14 protein-coding genes are annotated in these 15,888 nt (G+C 70.6%); 8 read left to right on the forward strand and 6 right to left on the reverse strand.

Going from position 1 to position 15,888, the window contains the following annotated elements; translation table 11 throughout:
• The first annotated feature begins 12 nt into the window (after nucleotides 1–12).
• The 8 genes from whiA to ABD912_RS14135 all read left to right on the forward strand — a co-directional run bounded on the left by whiA (nucleotide 13) and on the right by ABD912_RS14135 (nucleotide 7,342).
• Nucleotides 13–993, forward strand: coding sequence for a DNA-binding protein WhiA (gene whiA / locus ABD912_RS14100; protein ID WP_345151664.1), 981 nt, complete (start codon nucleotides 13–15; stop codon nucleotides 991–993).
• Nucleotides 994–1,082: 89 nt separating this feature from the next.
• Nucleotides 1,083–1,712: a superoxide dismutase gene (locus tag ABD912_RS14105; protein WP_345151665.1), complete on the forward strand. Its 630-nt coding sequence runs from the start codon at nucleotides 1,083–1,085 to the stop codon at nucleotides 1,710–1,712.
• Nucleotides 1,713–1,934: 222 nt separating this feature from the next.
• Nucleotides 1,935–2,945 carry a type I glyceraldehyde-3-phosphate dehydrogenase gene (gap, locus tag ABD912_RS14110; RefSeq protein ID WP_345151666.1) on the forward strand — a complete coding sequence of 337 codons (1,011 nt, stop codon included), beginning with the start codon at nucleotides 1,935–1,937 and terminating at the stop codon, nucleotides 2,943–2,945.
• 29 nt (nucleotides 2,946–2,974) lie between these two features.
• A complete protein-coding gene (locus ABD912_RS14115) occupies nucleotides 2,975–4,201 on the forward strand; it encodes a phosphoglycerate kinase (protein WP_345151667.1) in 1,227 nt (408 codons plus the stop codon).
• A gap of 9 nt (nucleotides 4,202–4,210) precedes the next feature.
• Nucleotides 4,211–5,026, forward strand: a complete 816-nt coding sequence (gene tpiA, locus ABD912_RS14120; protein WP_345151668.1) for a triose-phosphate isomerase — start codon at nucleotides 4,211–4,213, stop codon at nucleotides 5,024–5,026.
• A gap of 38 nt (nucleotides 5,027–5,064) precedes the next feature.
• Nucleotides 5,065–5,316, forward strand: a complete 252-nt coding sequence (gene secG, locus ABD912_RS14125) for a preprotein translocase subunit SecG (RefSeq protein WP_345151669.1) — start codon at nucleotides 5,065–5,067, stop codon at nucleotides 5,314–5,316.
• 191 nt (nucleotides 5,317–5,507) lie between these two features.
• The gene (locus ABD912_RS14130) at nucleotides 5,508–6,152 is read left to right on the forward strand and encodes an isochorismatase family protein (protein ID WP_345151670.1); all 645 of its coding nucleotides are present in this window, start codon (nucleotides 5,508–5,510) and stop codon (nucleotides 6,150–6,152) included.
• Nucleotides 6,149–7,342, forward strand: coding sequence for a low temperature requirement protein A (locus tag ABD912_RS14135; RefSeq protein ID WP_345151672.1), 1,194 nt, complete (start codon nucleotides 6,149–6,151; stop codon nucleotides 7,340–7,342). The genes ABD912_RS14130 and ABD912_RS14135 overlap by 4 nt, the downstream gene beginning before the upstream one ends.
• Before the next feature lie 51 nt (nucleotides 7,343–7,393).
• On the opposite strand, the gene pgl is transcribed toward ABD912_RS14135, so the two are convergent.
• The 6 genes from pgl to tkt all read right to left on the reverse strand — a co-directional run bounded on the left by pgl (nucleotide 7,394) and on the right by tkt (nucleotide 15,692).
• Nucleotides 7,394–8,191: a 6-phosphogluconolactonase gene (gene pgl / locus ABD912_RS14140; RefSeq protein WP_425548079.1), complete on the reverse strand. Its 798-nt coding sequence runs from the start codon at nucleotides 8,189–8,191 to the stop codon at nucleotides 7,394–7,396.
• Nucleotides 8,181–9,122, reverse strand: coding sequence for a glucose-6-phosphate dehydrogenase assembly protein OpcA (locus ABD912_RS14145; protein WP_345151674.1), 942 nt, complete (start codon nucleotides 9,120–9,122; stop codon nucleotides 8,181–8,183). Before ABD912_RS14145 ends, pgl begins: the two co-directional genes overlap by 11 nt.
• The gene (gene zwf / locus ABD912_RS14150) at nucleotides 9,119–10,660 is read right to left on the reverse strand and encodes a glucose-6-phosphate dehydrogenase (protein ID WP_345151675.1); all 1,542 of its coding nucleotides are present in this window, start codon (nucleotides 10,658–10,660) and stop codon (nucleotides 9,119–9,121) included. The genes ABD912_RS14145 and zwf overlap by 4 nt, the downstream gene beginning before the upstream one ends.
• A gap of 79 nt (nucleotides 10,661–10,739) precedes the next feature.
• The gene (locus tag ABD912_RS14155) at nucleotides 10,740–12,389 is read right to left on the reverse strand and encodes a glucose-6-phosphate isomerase (RefSeq protein WP_345151676.1); all 1,650 of its coding nucleotides are present in this window, start codon (nucleotides 12,387–12,389) and stop codon (nucleotides 10,740–10,742) included.
• A 3-nt stretch (nucleotides 12,390–12,392) separates the two neighbouring features.
• On the reverse strand, nucleotides 12,393–13,511 hold the full coding sequence (gene tal / locus ABD912_RS14160) for a transaldolase (RefSeq protein WP_345151677.1): 1,119 nt from the start codon (nucleotides 13,509–13,511) through the stop codon (nucleotides 12,393–12,395).
• 93 nt (nucleotides 13,512–13,604) lie between these two features.
• On the reverse strand, nucleotides 13,605–15,692 hold the full coding sequence (tkt, locus tag ABD912_RS14165; RefSeq protein WP_425548070.1) for a transketolase: 2,088 nt from the start codon (nucleotides 15,690–15,692) through the stop codon (nucleotides 13,605–13,607).
• Nucleotides 15,693–15,888 lie beyond the last annotated feature (196 nt).

The following is a 15,888-nucleotide window of genomic DNA, read 5'->3' on the forward strand; positions in this document are numbered from 1 at the left end:
AAGCGGAATCCCATGGCACTGACCGCATCGGTCAAGGACGAACTTTCCCGGCTGGACGTGAAGAAATCCTCCGAACGCAAGGCGGAGGTCTCCGCAATCCTGCGCTTCGCCGGCGGCCTGCACATCATCTCCGGCCGCATCGTCATCGAGGCCGAGGTGGACCTCGCATCCACCGCCCGGAGGCTGCGCCAGGCGATCGCCGAGGTCTACGGGCACACCTCGGAGATCATCGTCGTCTCCGGCGGTGGCCTGCGCCGCGGCAGCCGCTACGTGGTGCGCGTGGTGCGCGACGGCGAGTCGCTGGCCCGCCAGACCGGCCTGCTGGACGGGCGGGGACGGCCCGTGCGCGGCCTGCCGTCCGTGATCGTCAACGGATCCGCCGCCGACGCCGAAGCCGTCTGGCGCGGGGCCTTCCTGGCCCACGGATCGCTCACCGAGCCGGGCCGCTCCGCCGCCCTCGAGGTGACCTGCCCCGGTCCCGAGGCGGCCCTGGCGCTGGTGGGGGCGGCACGCCGGCTGGGGCTGGTGGCCAAGGCCCGCGAGGTGCGCGGCGTGGACCGCGTGGTCATCCGCGACGGCGACAGCATCGCGGCCCTGCTCACCCGGATGGGCGCGCACGACGCGCTCATGGTGTGGGAGGAGCGGCGCATGCGCAAGGAGGTCCGCGCCACCGCCAACCGCCTGGCGAACTTCGACGACGCCAACCTGCGCCGTTCGGCGCAGGCCGCCGTCGCCGCCGGCGCCCGCGTGGAGCGCGCCCTGGAGATCCTCGCCGACGAGGTCCCCGAGCACCTCAAGTACGCCGGCGAGCTGCGCGTGGCCCACAAGCAGGCCAGCCTGGACGAGCTGGGACGCCTGGCCGATCCGCCCATGACCAAGGACGCCATCGCCGGGCGCATCCGCCGCCTGCTTGCCATGGCCGACAAGAAGGCCGCGGACCTGGGGATCCCCGGGACCGAGGCCAGCGTCACCGCCGACATGCTGGACGGCTGACCGAAACCAGTTTTCCGTGCCCGTTGCGGCGCGGGATGCATTACCCACCGATCACCCCCGCAATGGGGTGGAAAACTATTGGAGGAAGCATGTCCCAGTACACCCTCCCGGAGCTGCCGTACGACTACGCCGCTCTGGAGCCGAACATCTCCGCGCGCATCATGGAGCTGCACCACAGCAAGCACCACGCGACCTACGTCGCCGGCGCGAACACCGCCCTGGAGCAGCTGGCCGAGGCCCGCGCCAAGGGCGAGTTCGGCAACATCCCGAAGCTCTCCAAGGACCTCGCCTTCCACCTGGGTGGACACACCAACCACTCGATCTTCTGGAACAACCTCTCCCCGGAGGGTGGCGACAAGCCGGTCGGCGAGCTGGCTGCCGCCATCGACGACCAGTTCGGTTCCTTCGACGCGTTCCGCGGCCAGTTCACCGCCGCTGCCCTGAGCCTGCAGGGCTCCGGCTGGGCACTGCTGGCCTTCGACGCCATCGGCGGCAACCTGCTCATTGAGCAGCTTTACGACCAGCAGGGCAACATTCCGGTCGCGACCACCCCGCTGCTGATGCTGGACATGTGGGAGCACGCCTTCTACCTGGACTACGTCAACGTGAAGGCCGACTACGTCAAGGCGTTCTGGAACATCGTGAACTGGGCCGACGTGTCTGCCCGCTTCGAGGCGGCACGCTCCGGCGCCAAGGCCCTGGTCGTTCCGGGCAAGTAGCCCTTGTGGCAGCCGTCACACCCTGCGCCGCATGACGTAGGATGGCGGCAACGTTCGCCGCGGGTTCCACGCACCCGGCCGGGTGCGTGGAACCCGCGGCGGCGGCCGGCCTCCCGGCCGGCGGCACAACGGAGTGTCCCACCCCTTTTTGCACACGTCGCTTCCGGGTCTTAGGCAGCAGGCGCCCACGGAAGTGGCACCCGTCCGCAAGGAGAACAGCTCGTGACTACCCGTGTTGGCATCAACGGATTTGGACGCATCGGACGCAACTACCTTCGGGCCGCGCTGGCCCAGGGGGCGGACGTGGAGATCGTCGCGGTCAACGACCTCGGCTCGATCGAATCCCTGGCCCCCCTCGTGAAATACGACTCCATCCTCGGCCGCCTCGCCGAGGACGTGCGGGTGGACGGCGACTTCCTGGTCGTTGGCGACCACCGCATCAAGGTCCTGGCCGAAAAGGACCCCGCCCAACTGCCGTGGGGCGAACTCGGCGTCGACGTCGTGATCGAATCCACCGGACGCTTCACCGACGGGGAGGACGCCCGCAAGCACCTGCAGGCGGGAGCGCGGAAGGTCATCATCTCCGCGCCGGCCACGGGCGACGACCTCACCGTGGTCATGGGCGTCAACGAGGACCGGTACGACCCCGCAAGCCACGACGTCATCTCCAACGCCTCCTGCACCACCAACTGCCTGGCTCCGGTCGCGAAGGTGCTCAACGACTCCTTCGGCATCGTCAACGGCCTCATGACCACCATCCACGCCTACACGGCCGACCAGCACCTGCACGACGCCCCGCACAAGAAGGACCCGCGCCGGGCCCGCGCCGCGGCCCTGAACGTGGTCCCGACCTCCACCGGAGCGGCCAGCGCGATCGGCCGGGTGATCCCCGAGCTCAAGGGCAAGCTGGACGGCTACGCCATGCGCGTGCCGGTTCCGGTCGGATCGGCCACCGACCTCACCGTCGAGGTGGACCGGGACGTCACCGTCGACGAGGTCAACGCGGCCTTCCTGGAAGCCGCCCAAGGACGGCTGGAGGGGCTGCTGAAGTACAGCACGGATCCGCTGGTGTCCACCGACATCGCCGGCGACCCCGCCTCGGCGGTCTTCGACGCCCCGCTGACCAAGGTGATCGGGCGGACCGTGAAGGTGGTCGCCTGGTACGACAACGAGTGGGGCTACTCCTCCCGGCTGGTGGACCTGACCGAGTATGTCGGGTCGCGGCTCGGTTAGGCCGATGCTTATCGGCTAGGTTTAGACCCATGACTTCTCACACTCTCGACGAACTGCTCGCCGTTGGTGTCCGCGGGCGGCACGTCCTGGTCCGTAGCGACCTGAACGTGCCGCTCGACGGGTCCACCGTCACCGATGACGGCCGCGTCCGCGCGTCCCTCCCCGTGATCGCCAAGCTGGCCGACGCCGGCGCCCGCGTCGTCGTTATGGCCCACCTGGGCCGTCCGAAGGGATCCCCGGACCCCAAGTACTCCATCAAGCCCGCCGCCGAGCGCCTGCGCGAACTGGCCGGCTTCCCGGTTGCCATCGCCGAGGACGTGACGGGCGACAGCGCCCGCGCCGCCTCCGCCGCGCTGGGCGACGGCGAGGTGCTGGTGCTGGAAAACGTGCGCTTCGACGCCCGCGAAACCAGCAAGGACGACGCCGAACGCGCCGCCTTCGCGGCCGAGCTCGCGGCCCTGACCGGCGGCAACGGCGCCTACGTGGACGACGCCTTCGGCGCCGTGCACCGCAAGCACGCCTCAGTGTTCGACATCGCCGCGCTGCTGCCCTCCTACCAGGGCGACCTCGTGCGCACCGAGGTGGAGGTCCTCAAGACCCTCACCGAGGCACCCAAGCGGCCCTACGTCGTCGTGCTGGGCGGATCGAAGGTCTCCGACAAGCTCGCCGTCATCGACAACCTGCTCGGCCGCGCCGACCACCTGCTCATCGGCGGCGGCATGGCGTTCACCTTCCTCAAGGCCCAGGGGCACGCCGTCGGCGGCAGCCTGCTCGAGGAGGACCAGCTGGACACCGTGCGCGGCTACCTGACCCGCGCCAAGGAGGTCGGCTGCGACATCATCCTGCCGACCGACATCGTCGTGGCCTCCAAGTTCGGCGCGGACGCCGAACACGAGATCCTGCCCGCGGACAAGCTCGAGGAAGGCGCCTTCGGGGCCACCGGCCTGGGCCTGGACATCGGCCCGGAGTCGGGCGAGAACTTCGCCAGCTACATCCGCTCGGCCAACACCGTGTTCTGGAACGGCCCCATGGGCGTGTTCGAGATCGACGCCTTCGCCGGCGGCACCCGCGCCGTGGCGCAGGGCCTGGCCGAGTCGGAGGCGTTCAGCGTCGTCGGCGGCGGCGACTCCGCCGCGGCCGTGCGCACCCTCGGGTTCCACGACGACGACTTCGGCCACATCTCCACCGGCGGAGGCGCCTCCCTCGAGTACCTCGAGGGCAAGGAACTGCCCGGCCTGACCGCACTCGACCGCTAGAAGGGCCGCATGACCACCTCCACAAACGGGAAGTTCGACCGCACGCCGCTGATCGCCGGCAACTGGAAGATGAACATGGACCATGTCCAGGGCATCACCCTGTTGCAGAAGCTGGTGTGGACGCTCGAGGACGCCAAGCACAATTTCGAGCGGGTCGAGGTGGCGGTGTTCCCGCCGTTCACCGACCTGCGCGGCGTGCAGACGCTGGTGGCCGGGGATGACCTGCCGGTCGCCTACGGCGGCCAGGACCTGTCCCCGCACGACTCCGGCGCCTACACCGGCGACATCTCCGGGCAGTTCCTGGCCCGGCTGGGATGCCGCTACGTGCTGGTCGGCCACAGCGAACGGCGCACCATCCACGGCGAGGACGACGCCCTGCTCAGCACCAAGATGGCCGCGGCCTACCGGCACGGCCTGGTGCCGGTGCTGTGCGTGGGCGAGGGACTGGAGGTCCGCACCGCGGGCACCCACGTCGCCCACACCCTGGCGCAGCTCCGGGCCAACCTGGAGGACGTGACCGCCGAGCAGGCGGCCCGGCTGGTCATCGCCTACGAGCCGGTCTGGGCGATCGGCACCGGCGAGGTGGCCGGTCCGGCCGACGCGCAGGAGATGTGCGCCGCGATCCGCGCCGAACTGGAGGCACTGTACGACGCCGGCACGGCCGCCGCGGTGCGCTTGCTGTACGGCGGCTCGGTGAAGGCCGGCAACGCCGCGGCGATCCTGCGCGAGCGGGACGTGGACGGCCTGCTGGTCGGCGGCGCCAGCCTCGACGCGGCCGAATTTGCTAGCATTGTCAGGTTCGAGCACCACTTGGTGACCGAGTAGACCGTGCCCGTCGGCACGGCTTCGAGCGAAAGGCCGAAGTGGAAGCACTGAAGATCGTCCTGCAGGTTCTGCTGGGTATCACCAGCCTGCTGCTGACCCTGTTGATCCTGCTGCACAAGGGCCGGGGCGGCGGCATGTCCGACATGTTCGGCGGCGGCATGACCACCAGCCTGGGATCCTCCGGCGTCGCCGAGCGGAACCTCAACCGGATCACCGTTGTCCTGGGCCTGGTCTGGGGCGCCGTGATCGTGGCGCTGGGCCTGATCATGCGGTTCTCCACGGACGCCTAGCGGCGGACGGCAGGACTCACCACATACGCCAAGAGGGCGGCTTCCCGCGGGGAAGCCGCCCTCTTGGCTTGACCGGAACGGGTGCGCTTGAGCGGGTCCGGTGCATGGCGTCGCCGTCGGGGCGACTAGGCTTCTTGTCGTGAGTGTCCGGTTGGACGGCCTGCCAACCGGTCCCGATTCAAGGAGGCCTGATGCCGAAAACCCAGCCGGAACCCATCCGCGATCCCTCGACGGACCATCTGCTCACGGCGGAGAACTCAGTCGTGGCCCTCATCGATTTCCAGCCGGGCCAGTATGCGACGGTGACCTCGGCCACGCGCGAAGAAATCGACCTGAACGTGGTGGCCCTGTGCAAGATCGCAACGGCGTACGGGATTCCCGTGGTCGTCAGCACGGTCGCGGTGGACATGGGGGTCAACCAAGGGACGGCCACGAAGATCATGGACGAGCTGCCCGGTGCCGTCGAAATCGACAGGACCGGAGTCAACGCGTGGGAGGATCCCGATTTTCGGGCGGCGATCGAGGGCACGGGCCGCCGGAAGGTGGTCATGGCCGGCCTGTGGACCGAGGTGTGTCTGACGTTCCCGACGCTCGACATGCTGGCCGAGGGATACGAGGTCTATCCGGTCGCCGATGCGGTCGGAGGGATCAGCCCCGTGGCACACGACCGAGCCTTCGAAAGGATGGTTGCCGCCGGCGCCCGGCCCGTGACCGCCCTGGCCTTCGGGTGCGAGATCATGAGGAACTGGGCCCGCGACGACGCGGACAACCTGCGAGCCGTGATGCGCTGGTACTTCGAGGAGAAGAAGCGCCTGAGCGGGCAGGGGCAGCATTGAGCCGCCCTGCCCGACCGCGGTTCAGGGAAGTCGTCGAGACCAGCAGTGCGACGACGCTTGAACTGTTCTTCGACCTGGTGTTCGTGTTCGCTCTGACGCAGGTGACCGCGACGATGGCGCACGATCTCAGCGCCGCCGGCGTCCTGCGGGGGTTGTGCGTCACGGCCATTCTGTGGTGGTGCTGGGTCTGCTTCTCCTGGGTGGCCAATGTGGTCAAGGCCGACGAAGGACCCACCGAAATCGCCATGTTCGCCGGGATGGGTGGGATGCTCGTGATGGCCCTGTCCATTCCGGAGGCCTTCGAGGACCTCGGCGGAGGATTCCTCGGACCGCTGGTCTTCGCCCTCGGCTATCTGGTGGTCCGGCTGGTGCATCTGATCCTGTTCGCCTTCGCGAGCAAGGGGGATCCCGCTCTACGCAAGCAGGTATCGCTGTTCGCCGTGACCATGTGCGGGTCGACGCTGCTGCTGCTGGCGGCCGCGCCGCTGGACGGGACGGCGGAAAGCCTGCTGTGGGCCGGAGTGATCCTCGTCGATTACGGGGGCACCCTGTTGATCGGGAACAAGGGCTGGCGGGTCCGTTCCGCCAAGCACTTCGCCGAACGGCACGGGCTGATCGTCATCGTGGCGATCGGCGAATCCATCGTGGCCATCGGGGTGGGAATGTCAGGGACGCCGGTGTCCTGGCCGGTGCTGGCCGCCAGCCTTCTGGGGCTTACGGTCAGCGCCAGCATCTGGTGGGCCTACTTCAACAGGGTCTCCGCGGACGGAGAGCACCAGTTGGCGGTTTCCGGGGGCAGGCAACGGACGCGCATGGCCCAACTGGCCTACACCTACCTGCATCTGCCGATGGTGGCCGGCATCGTGCTGGCGGCGCTGGGCATGAAAAAGGTGCTGGAGTACGTCTCCGACTCCACCCACCATTCCCTCGCGGAGGGGCTTTCCCTACTCCCGGCGGCGGCGCTCCTGGGAGGGACCGCGCTTTTCCTGGCGGCGCATGCGGCCTTCGCCCGGGCGGCCCACACCGTCCTGGGCCCGTTCCGCCTGGTGGTCGCGGGGGTACTGGTGCTCGCGATCCCCGCGGCGCAGCACGTACCGGCCCTGGCAGCGATCGGCGGGCTGTCCGTGGTTCTGGTTGCCCTCAACCTGTGGGAGTCGTTCCGGGGCCCCCGCGCCGGGCGCACGGCCTGATCCGCCACGTCCGGGAACGGGGCAGGCCCGGGATCAAATCGGCGAGTGGGATCAGATCAGCGAGGCCGCGGAGGCGTCCAGCAGCCACAGGGTGGCCCGGGTGCCGGCCGCCCCGGCGGCGGGGACGCGTTCGCGCGGGGCCTGGCCGTTCACCGCAACGGCGACGGCCGGGGCCTTGTCCTGGCCGGCCACGAGGAACCAGACCTGGCGGGCGGTGTTGATCGCCCCGAAGGTCAGCGAGACGCGCAGCGGGGGCGGCTTGGGGGAGTCGTGCACGGCGATCGCCGTTCCCTCCAGCGTCCTGGCCCCGGCATGGTCCGGGAACAGCGAGGCGACGTGGGAATCGGGGCCCATGCCCAGCAGCAGCACGTCGATGACGGGCACGGGCAGGTCGGTGTCGGCGCCGTCGGCCGCCTCGGCAGCGAGTTGCCGCGCATAGTCGGCAGCGGCGTCCTCCGGGGTGGCGAAGGTGTCGGAGGGCCCCATCGGGTGGACCCGGCCGCGGTCCAGGCCCAGCCCGTCCAGCACGGAGAGCAGCACTTCGGCCTGGCCCGCGTTTCGGTCTGCGCTGGAGGCTTCGACGAAGCGTTCGTCCCCCCACCAGAGGTTGACCCGGGACCAGTCCACGGCGGTCAGGGCCGGGGAGCCGGCCAGCGCCTTCAGCGTGCCGATGCCGACGCTGCCGCCGGTCAGCACCAGGGTCGCCTCTCCCCGCTCGGCCTGGGCGTCCTGCAGTGCCACCACCAGGCGGGCGGCGGCCGCGGCGGCCAGGGTGGCCGCGTCCGGATGGACCACCACCCGGGCACCGGGGACGCGGGAACGGGAAACGGGGGTCGGGTCAGCGTTCACTGGCACGCACGCTCCTCAGGTTGGTGCGGGGCAATCCGGCGCGGACGACCTCGCCGAAAACCTCGTCGGGATCCAGCCGGCGCAGCTCCTCGGCCAGGCACTCGGGCAGTTCGCGCGGGGGCAGGGAGATGCGCTGGACCGGGTGGCCGGGCTGGTAGAGCTCGGCGACGTCGCCGTGGGGGCGGGAGAGCTCGATGTCGCCGCCGAGGCTGCTGAAGCGGACGCTGCGCACGCCCGTGCCGGCCGGGGTGGACGCGATGGTCACGGGCAGCCGCAGGCAGAGCGTCAGCCAGGCCGCGAGCAGGACCGTGCTGGGGGAGTCGCTGGCGCCCTTCACCGTCACGGCCTTGACCTGCGTGGGGTCGAGCTGGTCGTAGACCGAGGCCAGCTGGGAACGCCAGAGGGTGAGCCTGGTCCAGGCCAGGTCCGTGTCGCCGGCGGTGACGGTGCGCGCGATGCGGAAGAGGGCGGCGCGCGGGTCCTTCTCGCTGGCGCAGTCGGTGATGCGGCGGTGTGCGATCCGGCCCAAGGGCGTGGCCGCAGGGTTCTCCGGAACGCCGTGGGGCCACCAGACCACGATCGGCGCGTCCGGCAGCAGCAGCGCGGCGACCAGGGATTCGTCCGCCGACGACAGGGCGCCGTACCCGTGCAGCAGCACCACCTCGGAGGCGCCGGCGTCGCCGCCCACGCGGATCTGCGCGTCCAGCCGGGTCTTGGCGTTCTTGCGCCCCTCGATGACCACGATCACGCGGCAGGGGTGTTCGCGGCTGGCCAGGTTGGCGGCCTCGATCGCGTCCTCCTCGAAGCCGGCCCGGCTGATGACCACCAGGGTCAGCACCCGGCTCAGCGCCACCACGCCGCCGCTTTCGCGCAGTTCGACGAGCTTCTTGCCCACCTGGGAGGTGGTGGTGTCCTTGAGTTCGACGATCATGGCCGGCGCCACGTCCTTCCGTCGCGGGCGAGCAGTTCGTCGGCGGAGGCGGGGCCCCAGCTGCCGGGGGCGTAGGGCTCGGGCTGGTCGGGCAGCGAGGCCCAGTACTTCTCGAACGGGTCCACGATCTTCCAGGACAGCTCCACCTCCTGGTGCCGCGGGAACAGCGGAGGCTCGCCCAGCAGGACGTCGAGGATGAGCCGCTCGTAGGCCTCCGGGCTGGATTCGGTGAAGGAGTGGCCGTAGCCGAAGTCCATGGTCACGTCCCTGACCTCCATCTGGGTGCCCGGGACCTTGGAGCCGAAGCGGATGGTGGCGCCCTCGTCCGGCTGCACCCGGATCACGACGGCGTTCTGGCCGAAGTCTGGGTCGGAGACGTCGCGGAAGAGCAGGTTCGGCGCCTTCTTGAAGACGATGGCGATCTCCGTCACCCGCCGCCCGAGCCGCTTGCCGGCGCGCAGGTAGAACGGGACGCCGGCCCACCGGCGGGTGTTGATGTCCAGCCGGATGGCCGCGTAGGTCTCGGTGGTCGAGGCCGGGTTGAAGCCCTCCTCCTCCAGGAAGCCGGTGACCTTCTCGCCGCCCTGCCAGCCGCCGGTGTACTGGCCGCGGGCCGAATGCCGGGACAGGTCATCGGGCAGGCGGACAGCGGCGAGGACCTTTTCCTTTTCCGCGCGCAGCTGGTCCGCGTCGAAGGAGATGGGCTCCTCCATGGCGGTCAGCGCGAGCAGCTGGAGCAGGTGGTTCTGGATGACGTCGCGGGCCGCGCCGACGCCGTCGTAGTAGCCGGCGCGGCCGCCGATGCCGATGTCCTCGGCCATGGTGATCTGCACGTGGTCGACGTGGTTGGCGTTCCAGATCGGCTCGAACAGCTGGTTGGCGAAGCGCAGCGCCAGCAGGTTCTGCACCGTCTCCTTGCCCAGGTAGTGGTCGATGCGGAACACCGAGTCGGCCGGGAAGACGGACTCGACGATCGCGTTCAGCTCGCGGGCCGAGGCGAGGTCGTGCCCAAAGGGCTTTTCGATGACCACGCGGCTCCACCCCGGGTGCTCCGACTCGTCACGGGCCAAGCCGTGGCGGGAGAGCTGCTCGCAGACCTGCTCGAAGGAGTTCGGCGGGATGGAGAGGTAGAACACGTGGTTGCCGCGCGTGCCGCGCGTTCCCTTGAGCTCCTCCAGCGTCTCGCTGAGCCGGTCGAACGCGTCGTCGTCCCCGAAGCCGCCACTGACGAAGCGGAAGCCGCCGGAGAGCTGCTCCCACACCGTCTCGTTGAACGGGGTGCGCGCGCTGGAGCGCACCCACTCGCGGGCCTGCTCCCTGAAGTCCTCGTGGGACCAGTCGCGGCGGCCGAAGCCCACCACGGCAAAGCCCGGGGGCAGGAGCCCGCGGTTGGCAAGGTCGTAGACCGCCGGAATGAGCTTTTTGCGGGCCAGGTCGCCGGTGACTCCGAAGAAGACCAGCGCGGAGGGGCCGGCGATGCGGTTCAGCCGCCGGTCCCTCCGGTCACGCAACGGGTTGCTTGACGTGGTGTGTGGCATGGGGTGGTTGTGCTGCTTTCGTTGTGCCGCGCCGTGCGTGAATATGCCGTGCGCGGAAATGCTGTGCCGGTGTTAGACCCTAGCCGATGCCGCCCGCGCGCGGCGCGCCGAGCCGGCGGACGGCATCGCGCAGTTGGCGCAGGCCGGCCTGGCGGTCCACCAGGTGCAGGCGCAGGACCGGCCGCTTGAGGCTGTCCAGGACCTGGGCGTCCCCTGCGGCCTGGGCCGCGATCAGCTCGCCGAAGGTGAACGGACGGCCGGGAATGCTCAGGTCCGCGGCCGAATCCCCGGTGATCTGCAGGTAGGCACCGATCGCCGGTCCGCCCTTGTGGTACTGGCCGGTGGAGTGCAGGAAGCGCGGGCCCCAGCCGAAGGTCACGGGGCGCCCGGAGGCCGCGGCCAGTTCGGGACGGATCCCCTGCAGCGGGGCGTACCCCAAGCGGTCCAGGTACGCCTGGACGCTCAGGTAGCCGTTCTCCGGGAGCGCGTCCAGCAGCGCCTCCAGGGCGCCATCCAGGCCGGAGACGCCGTCGAGCAGGCCGTCGGTGGCGCGCAGCTCCACGTCCCCGTCGACCAGGGTGGCCGGAACCTGTTCGGGCGTGGAATCCAGCAGGCCGCGGGCGGCGATCTTGGCGGCCTCCACGTCAGGCTGGTCGAAGGGGTTGATGCCCAGCAGCCTCCCGGCCACGGCGGTCGCCCATTCCCACAGCAGCAGCTGCCCGCCCAGGGACCCGGACACCGCGATCTGGCTCAGCGGCCCCTCGGCGATGGCGTCTTCCTCCCCGGCGGCTTCGCCGACCAGGCGGACCAGCAGGACGTCGTCCACGTCCGCGACCGTTTCGGGGTCGCCCGGTTCGGCGACCACCGGCAGCACGCCGGTGCCCAGCTTGCCGGTGGATTCGGCGATGAGCTGCTCGGCCCAGTCGGCGAATCCGACGATCCCGGACCCCTCGTCGACGAAGACCAGCTTGTCGCGCAGGGGGCGGGTTCCGGCCAGCGCGGCCCCGAGGCACAGCGCAATGTTGTCCTCGTCGTCCTCGGCCAGGAACTCGGCGGTTTCCTCCGCGTCGTCGAGGAGTTCCTCGATGTCGACGCCGGCCAGGCCGGTGGGGACCAGCCCGAACGCGGTGAGCGCGGAGAAGCGTCCGCCCACCTGCGGGTCGCCGGTGAACACGGCGCGGTAGCCGGCGGCGCGCGCCTGCTCCTCCATGGGGGAGCCGGGGTCGGTGACCACCACGATGCGGGTCGCCGGGTCCAGGCCGGCGTCGCTGAAGGCCTGCTCGAAGACGCGGCGCTGCGAGTCCGTCTCCACCGTGGATCCGGACTTCGAGGAAACCACCAGGACCGAGGAGGACAGGCGGTCCCCGAGCGCGTTGCCGACCATCTCCGGGTCGGTGCTGTCCAGCACCACCAGCTCGACGTCGGCCGTCGCCGCGATGACCTCCGGCGCCAGCGAGGAGCCGCCCATGCCGGCGAGCACGACGCGGTCGACGCCTTCGGCGCGCAGTTCATCGCGCAGGGCAAGGATCGGCTCCACCAGCGCACGCGCGGCGGCCGTGGGGTCGATCCAGCCGAGCCGGATGGAGGCCTCGGCGACGGCGTCCGGGCCCCACAGCGTGGCGTCCTTGGCGGCCAGCCGCGAGGCGACCCGGTCGGCGACCAGCTGCGGGACGTGCGCCTCGATGGCGTCCAGGGCCGCGCCGGTGGCTTCGAATCCAAGTGAGGTCATGTCCTAGCCCCCGATCTTGGAGGAGTTCAGGGCCAGGGCGACGTCCTCGAGCAGCTCGTCCCAGGAGGCCTCGAACTTCGCCAGGCCCTCCTCCTCGAGCAGCCCGACGACCTCGTTGTAGTCGATGCCCAGGTGCGCGAGGGCGTCGAGCACGGCCTCGGAGGCGCCGTAGGTTCCGGCAATGGTGTCGCCGATGACCTCGCCGTGGTCGGCGGTGGCCTCCAGGGTCTTCTCCGGCATGGTGTTGACCACGTGCGCGGCGACGAGCCCGGTGACGTAGAGGGTGTCCGGGTAGGCCGGGTCCTTCACGCCGGTCGAGGCCCAGAGCGGGCGCTGCGGGCGGGCGCCGGCTTCGGCCAGCAGCTTCCAGCGCTCGGAGGAGAACAGCTCCTCGTACACCTGGTAGGCCAGGCGGGCGTTGGCGAGCCCGGCCTTGCCCTTGAGGGCTGCGGCCTCGTCGGTGCCGATCGCGTCGAGCCGCTTGTCGATCTCGGTGTCGACGCGGGAGACGAAGAAGGAGGCGACCGAGTGGATCGCGGACAGGTCGTGGCCGTTCTCGCGGGCCTGCTCCAGGCCGAGCACGAAGGCGTTGATGACGGCGCGGTAGCGCTCCAGGGAGAAGATCAGGGTCACGTTGACGCTGATGCCGGCGGCCAGGGTAGCGCTGATGGCTTCCAGGCCCTCGACCGTGGCCGGGATCTTGATCAGGACGTTGTCGCGGTCCACGCGGGCGTGCAGCTTCACGGCCTCGGCGACCGTGCTCTCGGTGTCGCGGGCCAGCCGGGGATCGACCTCGATCGAGACGCGGCCGTCGACGCCGCCGGTGGCGGCGGCGGCCGGCGCGAACAGGTCGCAGGCGGCCGCGACGTCGTCGGTGGTGATCTCGAAGACGGCGTGCTCGACGTCGGCGCCGGCCGCGGCCAGCTGGGCCACCTGGCCCTCGTACGCGTGTCCGTTCTTCAGCGCGGCGGCGAAGATCGAGGGGTTGGTGGTCACGCCGACCACGTTTCGTTCGGCGGCCAGGGCCGCCAGCGAACCGGATTCGAGGCGTTCGCGCGAGAGATCGTCGAGCCAGATGGAGACTCCGGCATCGGAGAGTGCCTGGGTGTTGGGGTTGCTCACGGGTCGTGTCCTTCCGTTGTACGTCAGGTGGGGCGGGCGGGGCCCGGTGGAGCGGCCAGGGCGGGCGCCGGGTCCGGCGCCCGCCCGTGGGCGCTAGCGGGTGGCGGCCAGGCTTTCGCGGGCGGCCGCGGCCACGGCCTCGGAGGTGATGCCGAACTCGCGGAAGAGCGTCTTGTAGTCGGCGCTGGCGCCGAAGTGCTCCAGGGAGACGATCCGGCCGGCGTCGCCGACCAGTTCGCGCCAGCCCTGGCCGACGCCGGCCTCGACGGAGACGCGGGCGCGGACCTCCGAAGGCAGGACCGACTCGCGGTAGGCGGCGTCCTGCTTGGCGAACCACTCCAGGCACGGGAGGGACACGACGCGGGTGGCGATGCCGTCCGCCTGCAGGGCCTCGCGGGCCTCCATGGCCAGCTGGACCTCGGAGCCGGTGGCCAGCAGCAGGACCTGGGGCCGGGTCGCTTCGCCGTTGGCGGTGGCCTCGGCCAGCACGTAGGCCCCGCGCGCGACGCCGGAGGCGTCGCCGATGCCGCCGTCGGCGGGACGGTCGTACACCGGCAGGTTCTGCCGGGTGAGGACGATGCCGGCCGGGTTGGAAGTGTTTTCCAGGATGGTCTTCCAGGCCCAGGCGACCTCGTTGGCGTCCGCCGGGCGGACCACGTCCAGGTTGGGGATGGCGCGCAGGGAGGCCAGCTGCTCCACCGGCTGGTGCGTCGGGCCGTCCTCGCCCAGGCCGATCGAGTCGTGCGTCCACACGTAGATGGAGGGCACGCCCATCAGCGCCGAAAGCCGGATGGCGGGGCGCTGGTAGTCGGAGAAGATCAGGAAGGTGCCGGAGAACGCGCGGGTGCCGGAGGAGAGCACGATGCCGTTCACGATCGACGCCGCGGCGTGCTCGCGGATGCCGAAGTGCAGCACGCGCCCGTACGGGCCGCCCTTCCAGGCGTGGGTCTGGCGGGAGGCGGGGATGAAGGAGCCGCTGCCCTCGATGGTGGTGTTGTTCGATTCGGCGAGGTCGGCGGAGCCGCCCCACAGCTCGGGCAGTTCCGGGCCGATCGCGTTGAGGACCTTGCCGGAGGCGGCGCGGGTGGAGACGTCGCGGCCGGCCGGGAACACCGGGAGGGCATCCTCCCAGCCGTCGGGCAGCGTGCCGGCGTTGATCCGCTCCAGCAGGGCGGCGCGCTCGGGGTTGGCGGCGGACCAGGCGGCGAAGGACTCCTCCCAGGCGGCGTGGGACTCGGCGCCGCGGGTGGCCACCTCGCGGGCGTGGTCCAGCACCTCGGGGGAGACCGCGAAGTTCGCGGCCGGGTCGAAGCCCAGGGCCTCCTTGAGGGCGGCGAGCTCGGCCGCGCCCAGGGCCGAACCGTGGATCTTGCCGGTGTTCTGCTTGGTGGGGGCCGGCCAGCCGATGATGGTGCGCAGCGAAATGATGGACGGGCGCCCGGTTTCGGCCTTCGCGGCCAGAAGCGCGTCGTGCAGCGCCGCCATGTCCTCCACGTACTCGCCCGTCTCGGTCCAGTCCACGCGCTGGGTGTGCCAGCCGTAGGCCGCGTAGCGGGCCAGCACGTCCTCGGTGAAGGCGATGTCGGTGTCGTCCTCGATGGAGATGTGGTTCTCGTCGTACACCACCACCAGATTGCCCAGCTCCTGGTGCCCGGCCAGCGACGAGGCCTCGGAGGTCACGCCTTCCTGGAGGTCGCCGTCGGAGGCGATGACCCACACGGTGTGGTCGAACGGGCTGGTGCCGGCCGGGGCCTCCGGGTCCAGCAGCCCGCGCATGCGGCGCTGCGCGTAGGCGAAGCCGACGGCGGAGGCCAGGCCCTGGCCGAGCGGGCCGGTGGTGATCTCCACGCCGGCGGTGTGGCCGTACTCCGGGTGGCCCGGGGTCTTGGCGCCCCAGGTGCGCAGGGACTCGATGTCCTCCAGCTCCAGGCCGTAGCCGGAAAGGAACAGCTGCAGGTACAGGGTCAGGGAGGTGTGCCCGGGGGAGAGGACGAAGCGGTCCCGGCCCACCCACTCCGGATCGGACGGATCATGGCGCAGGTGCTGCTGGAAGAGCAGGTAGGCCGCCGGGGCAAGGCTCATCGCGGTGCCGGGGTGGCCGTTGCCGACCTTCTCGACGGCATCCGCGGCCAGAACGCGCGCGGTGTCGACCACCCGCTGGTCCAGCTCGGTCCATGTCAATTCCCGAACGTCTGACTGTGGCGCCACGGTGTGGTCCCTCTCTGTGTGATCAGCATGATGCACTCCCCGGGCCCAGCTCCGGGACATGCGATTGCGCCGCCTGTGTCCGCCCCGCCGGAAGGAAGGGAGACTGGGCACCGGCGCATCCTTTCCCACCTTATCCCGGTGGGGCCGGGCATTTCCGTTTTTTGCGGCG

This window comes from Arthrobacter ginkgonis, from assembly GCF_039540195.1.
Taxonomy (GTDB): Bacteria; Actinomycetota; Actinomycetes; order Actinomycetales; family Micrococcaceae; genus Zafaria; species Zafaria ginkgonis.

What these genes read in the sequence shown, in the direction of transcription:
- whiA (WP_345151664.1), top strand. Translation starts at nt 13, where the DNA reads ATGGCACTGACCGCATCGGTCAAGGACGAACTTTCCCGGCTGGACGTG.
- ABD912_RS14105 (WP_345151665.1), top strand. Translation starts at nt 1,083, where the DNA reads ATGTCCCAGTACACCCTCCCGGAGCTGCCGTACGACTACGCCGCTCTG.
- ABD912_RS14115 (WP_345151667.1), top strand. Translation starts at nt 2,975, where the DNA reads ATGACTTCTCACACTCTCGACGAACTGCTCGCCGTTGGTGTCCGCGGG.
- tpiA (WP_345151668.1), top strand. Translation starts at nt 4,211, where the DNA reads ATGACCACCTCCACAAACGGGAAGTTCGACCGCACGCCGCTGATCGCC.
- ABD912_RS14130 (WP_345151670.1), top strand. Translation starts at nt 5,508, where the DNA reads ATGCCGAAAACCCAGCCGGAACCCATCCGCGATCCCTCGACGGACCAT.
- ABD912_RS14145 (WP_345151674.1), bottom strand. Translation starts at nt 9,122, where the DNA reads ATGATCGTCGAACTCAAGGACACCACCACCTCCCAGGTGGGCAAGAAG.
- zwf (WP_345151675.1), bottom strand. Translation starts at nt 10,660, where the DNA reads ATGCCACACACCACGTCAAGCAACCCGTTGCGTGACCGGAGGGACCGG.
- ABD912_RS14155 (WP_345151676.1), bottom strand. Translation starts at nt 12,389, where the DNA reads ATGACCTCACTTGGATTCGAAGCCACCGGCGCGGCCCTGGACGCCATC.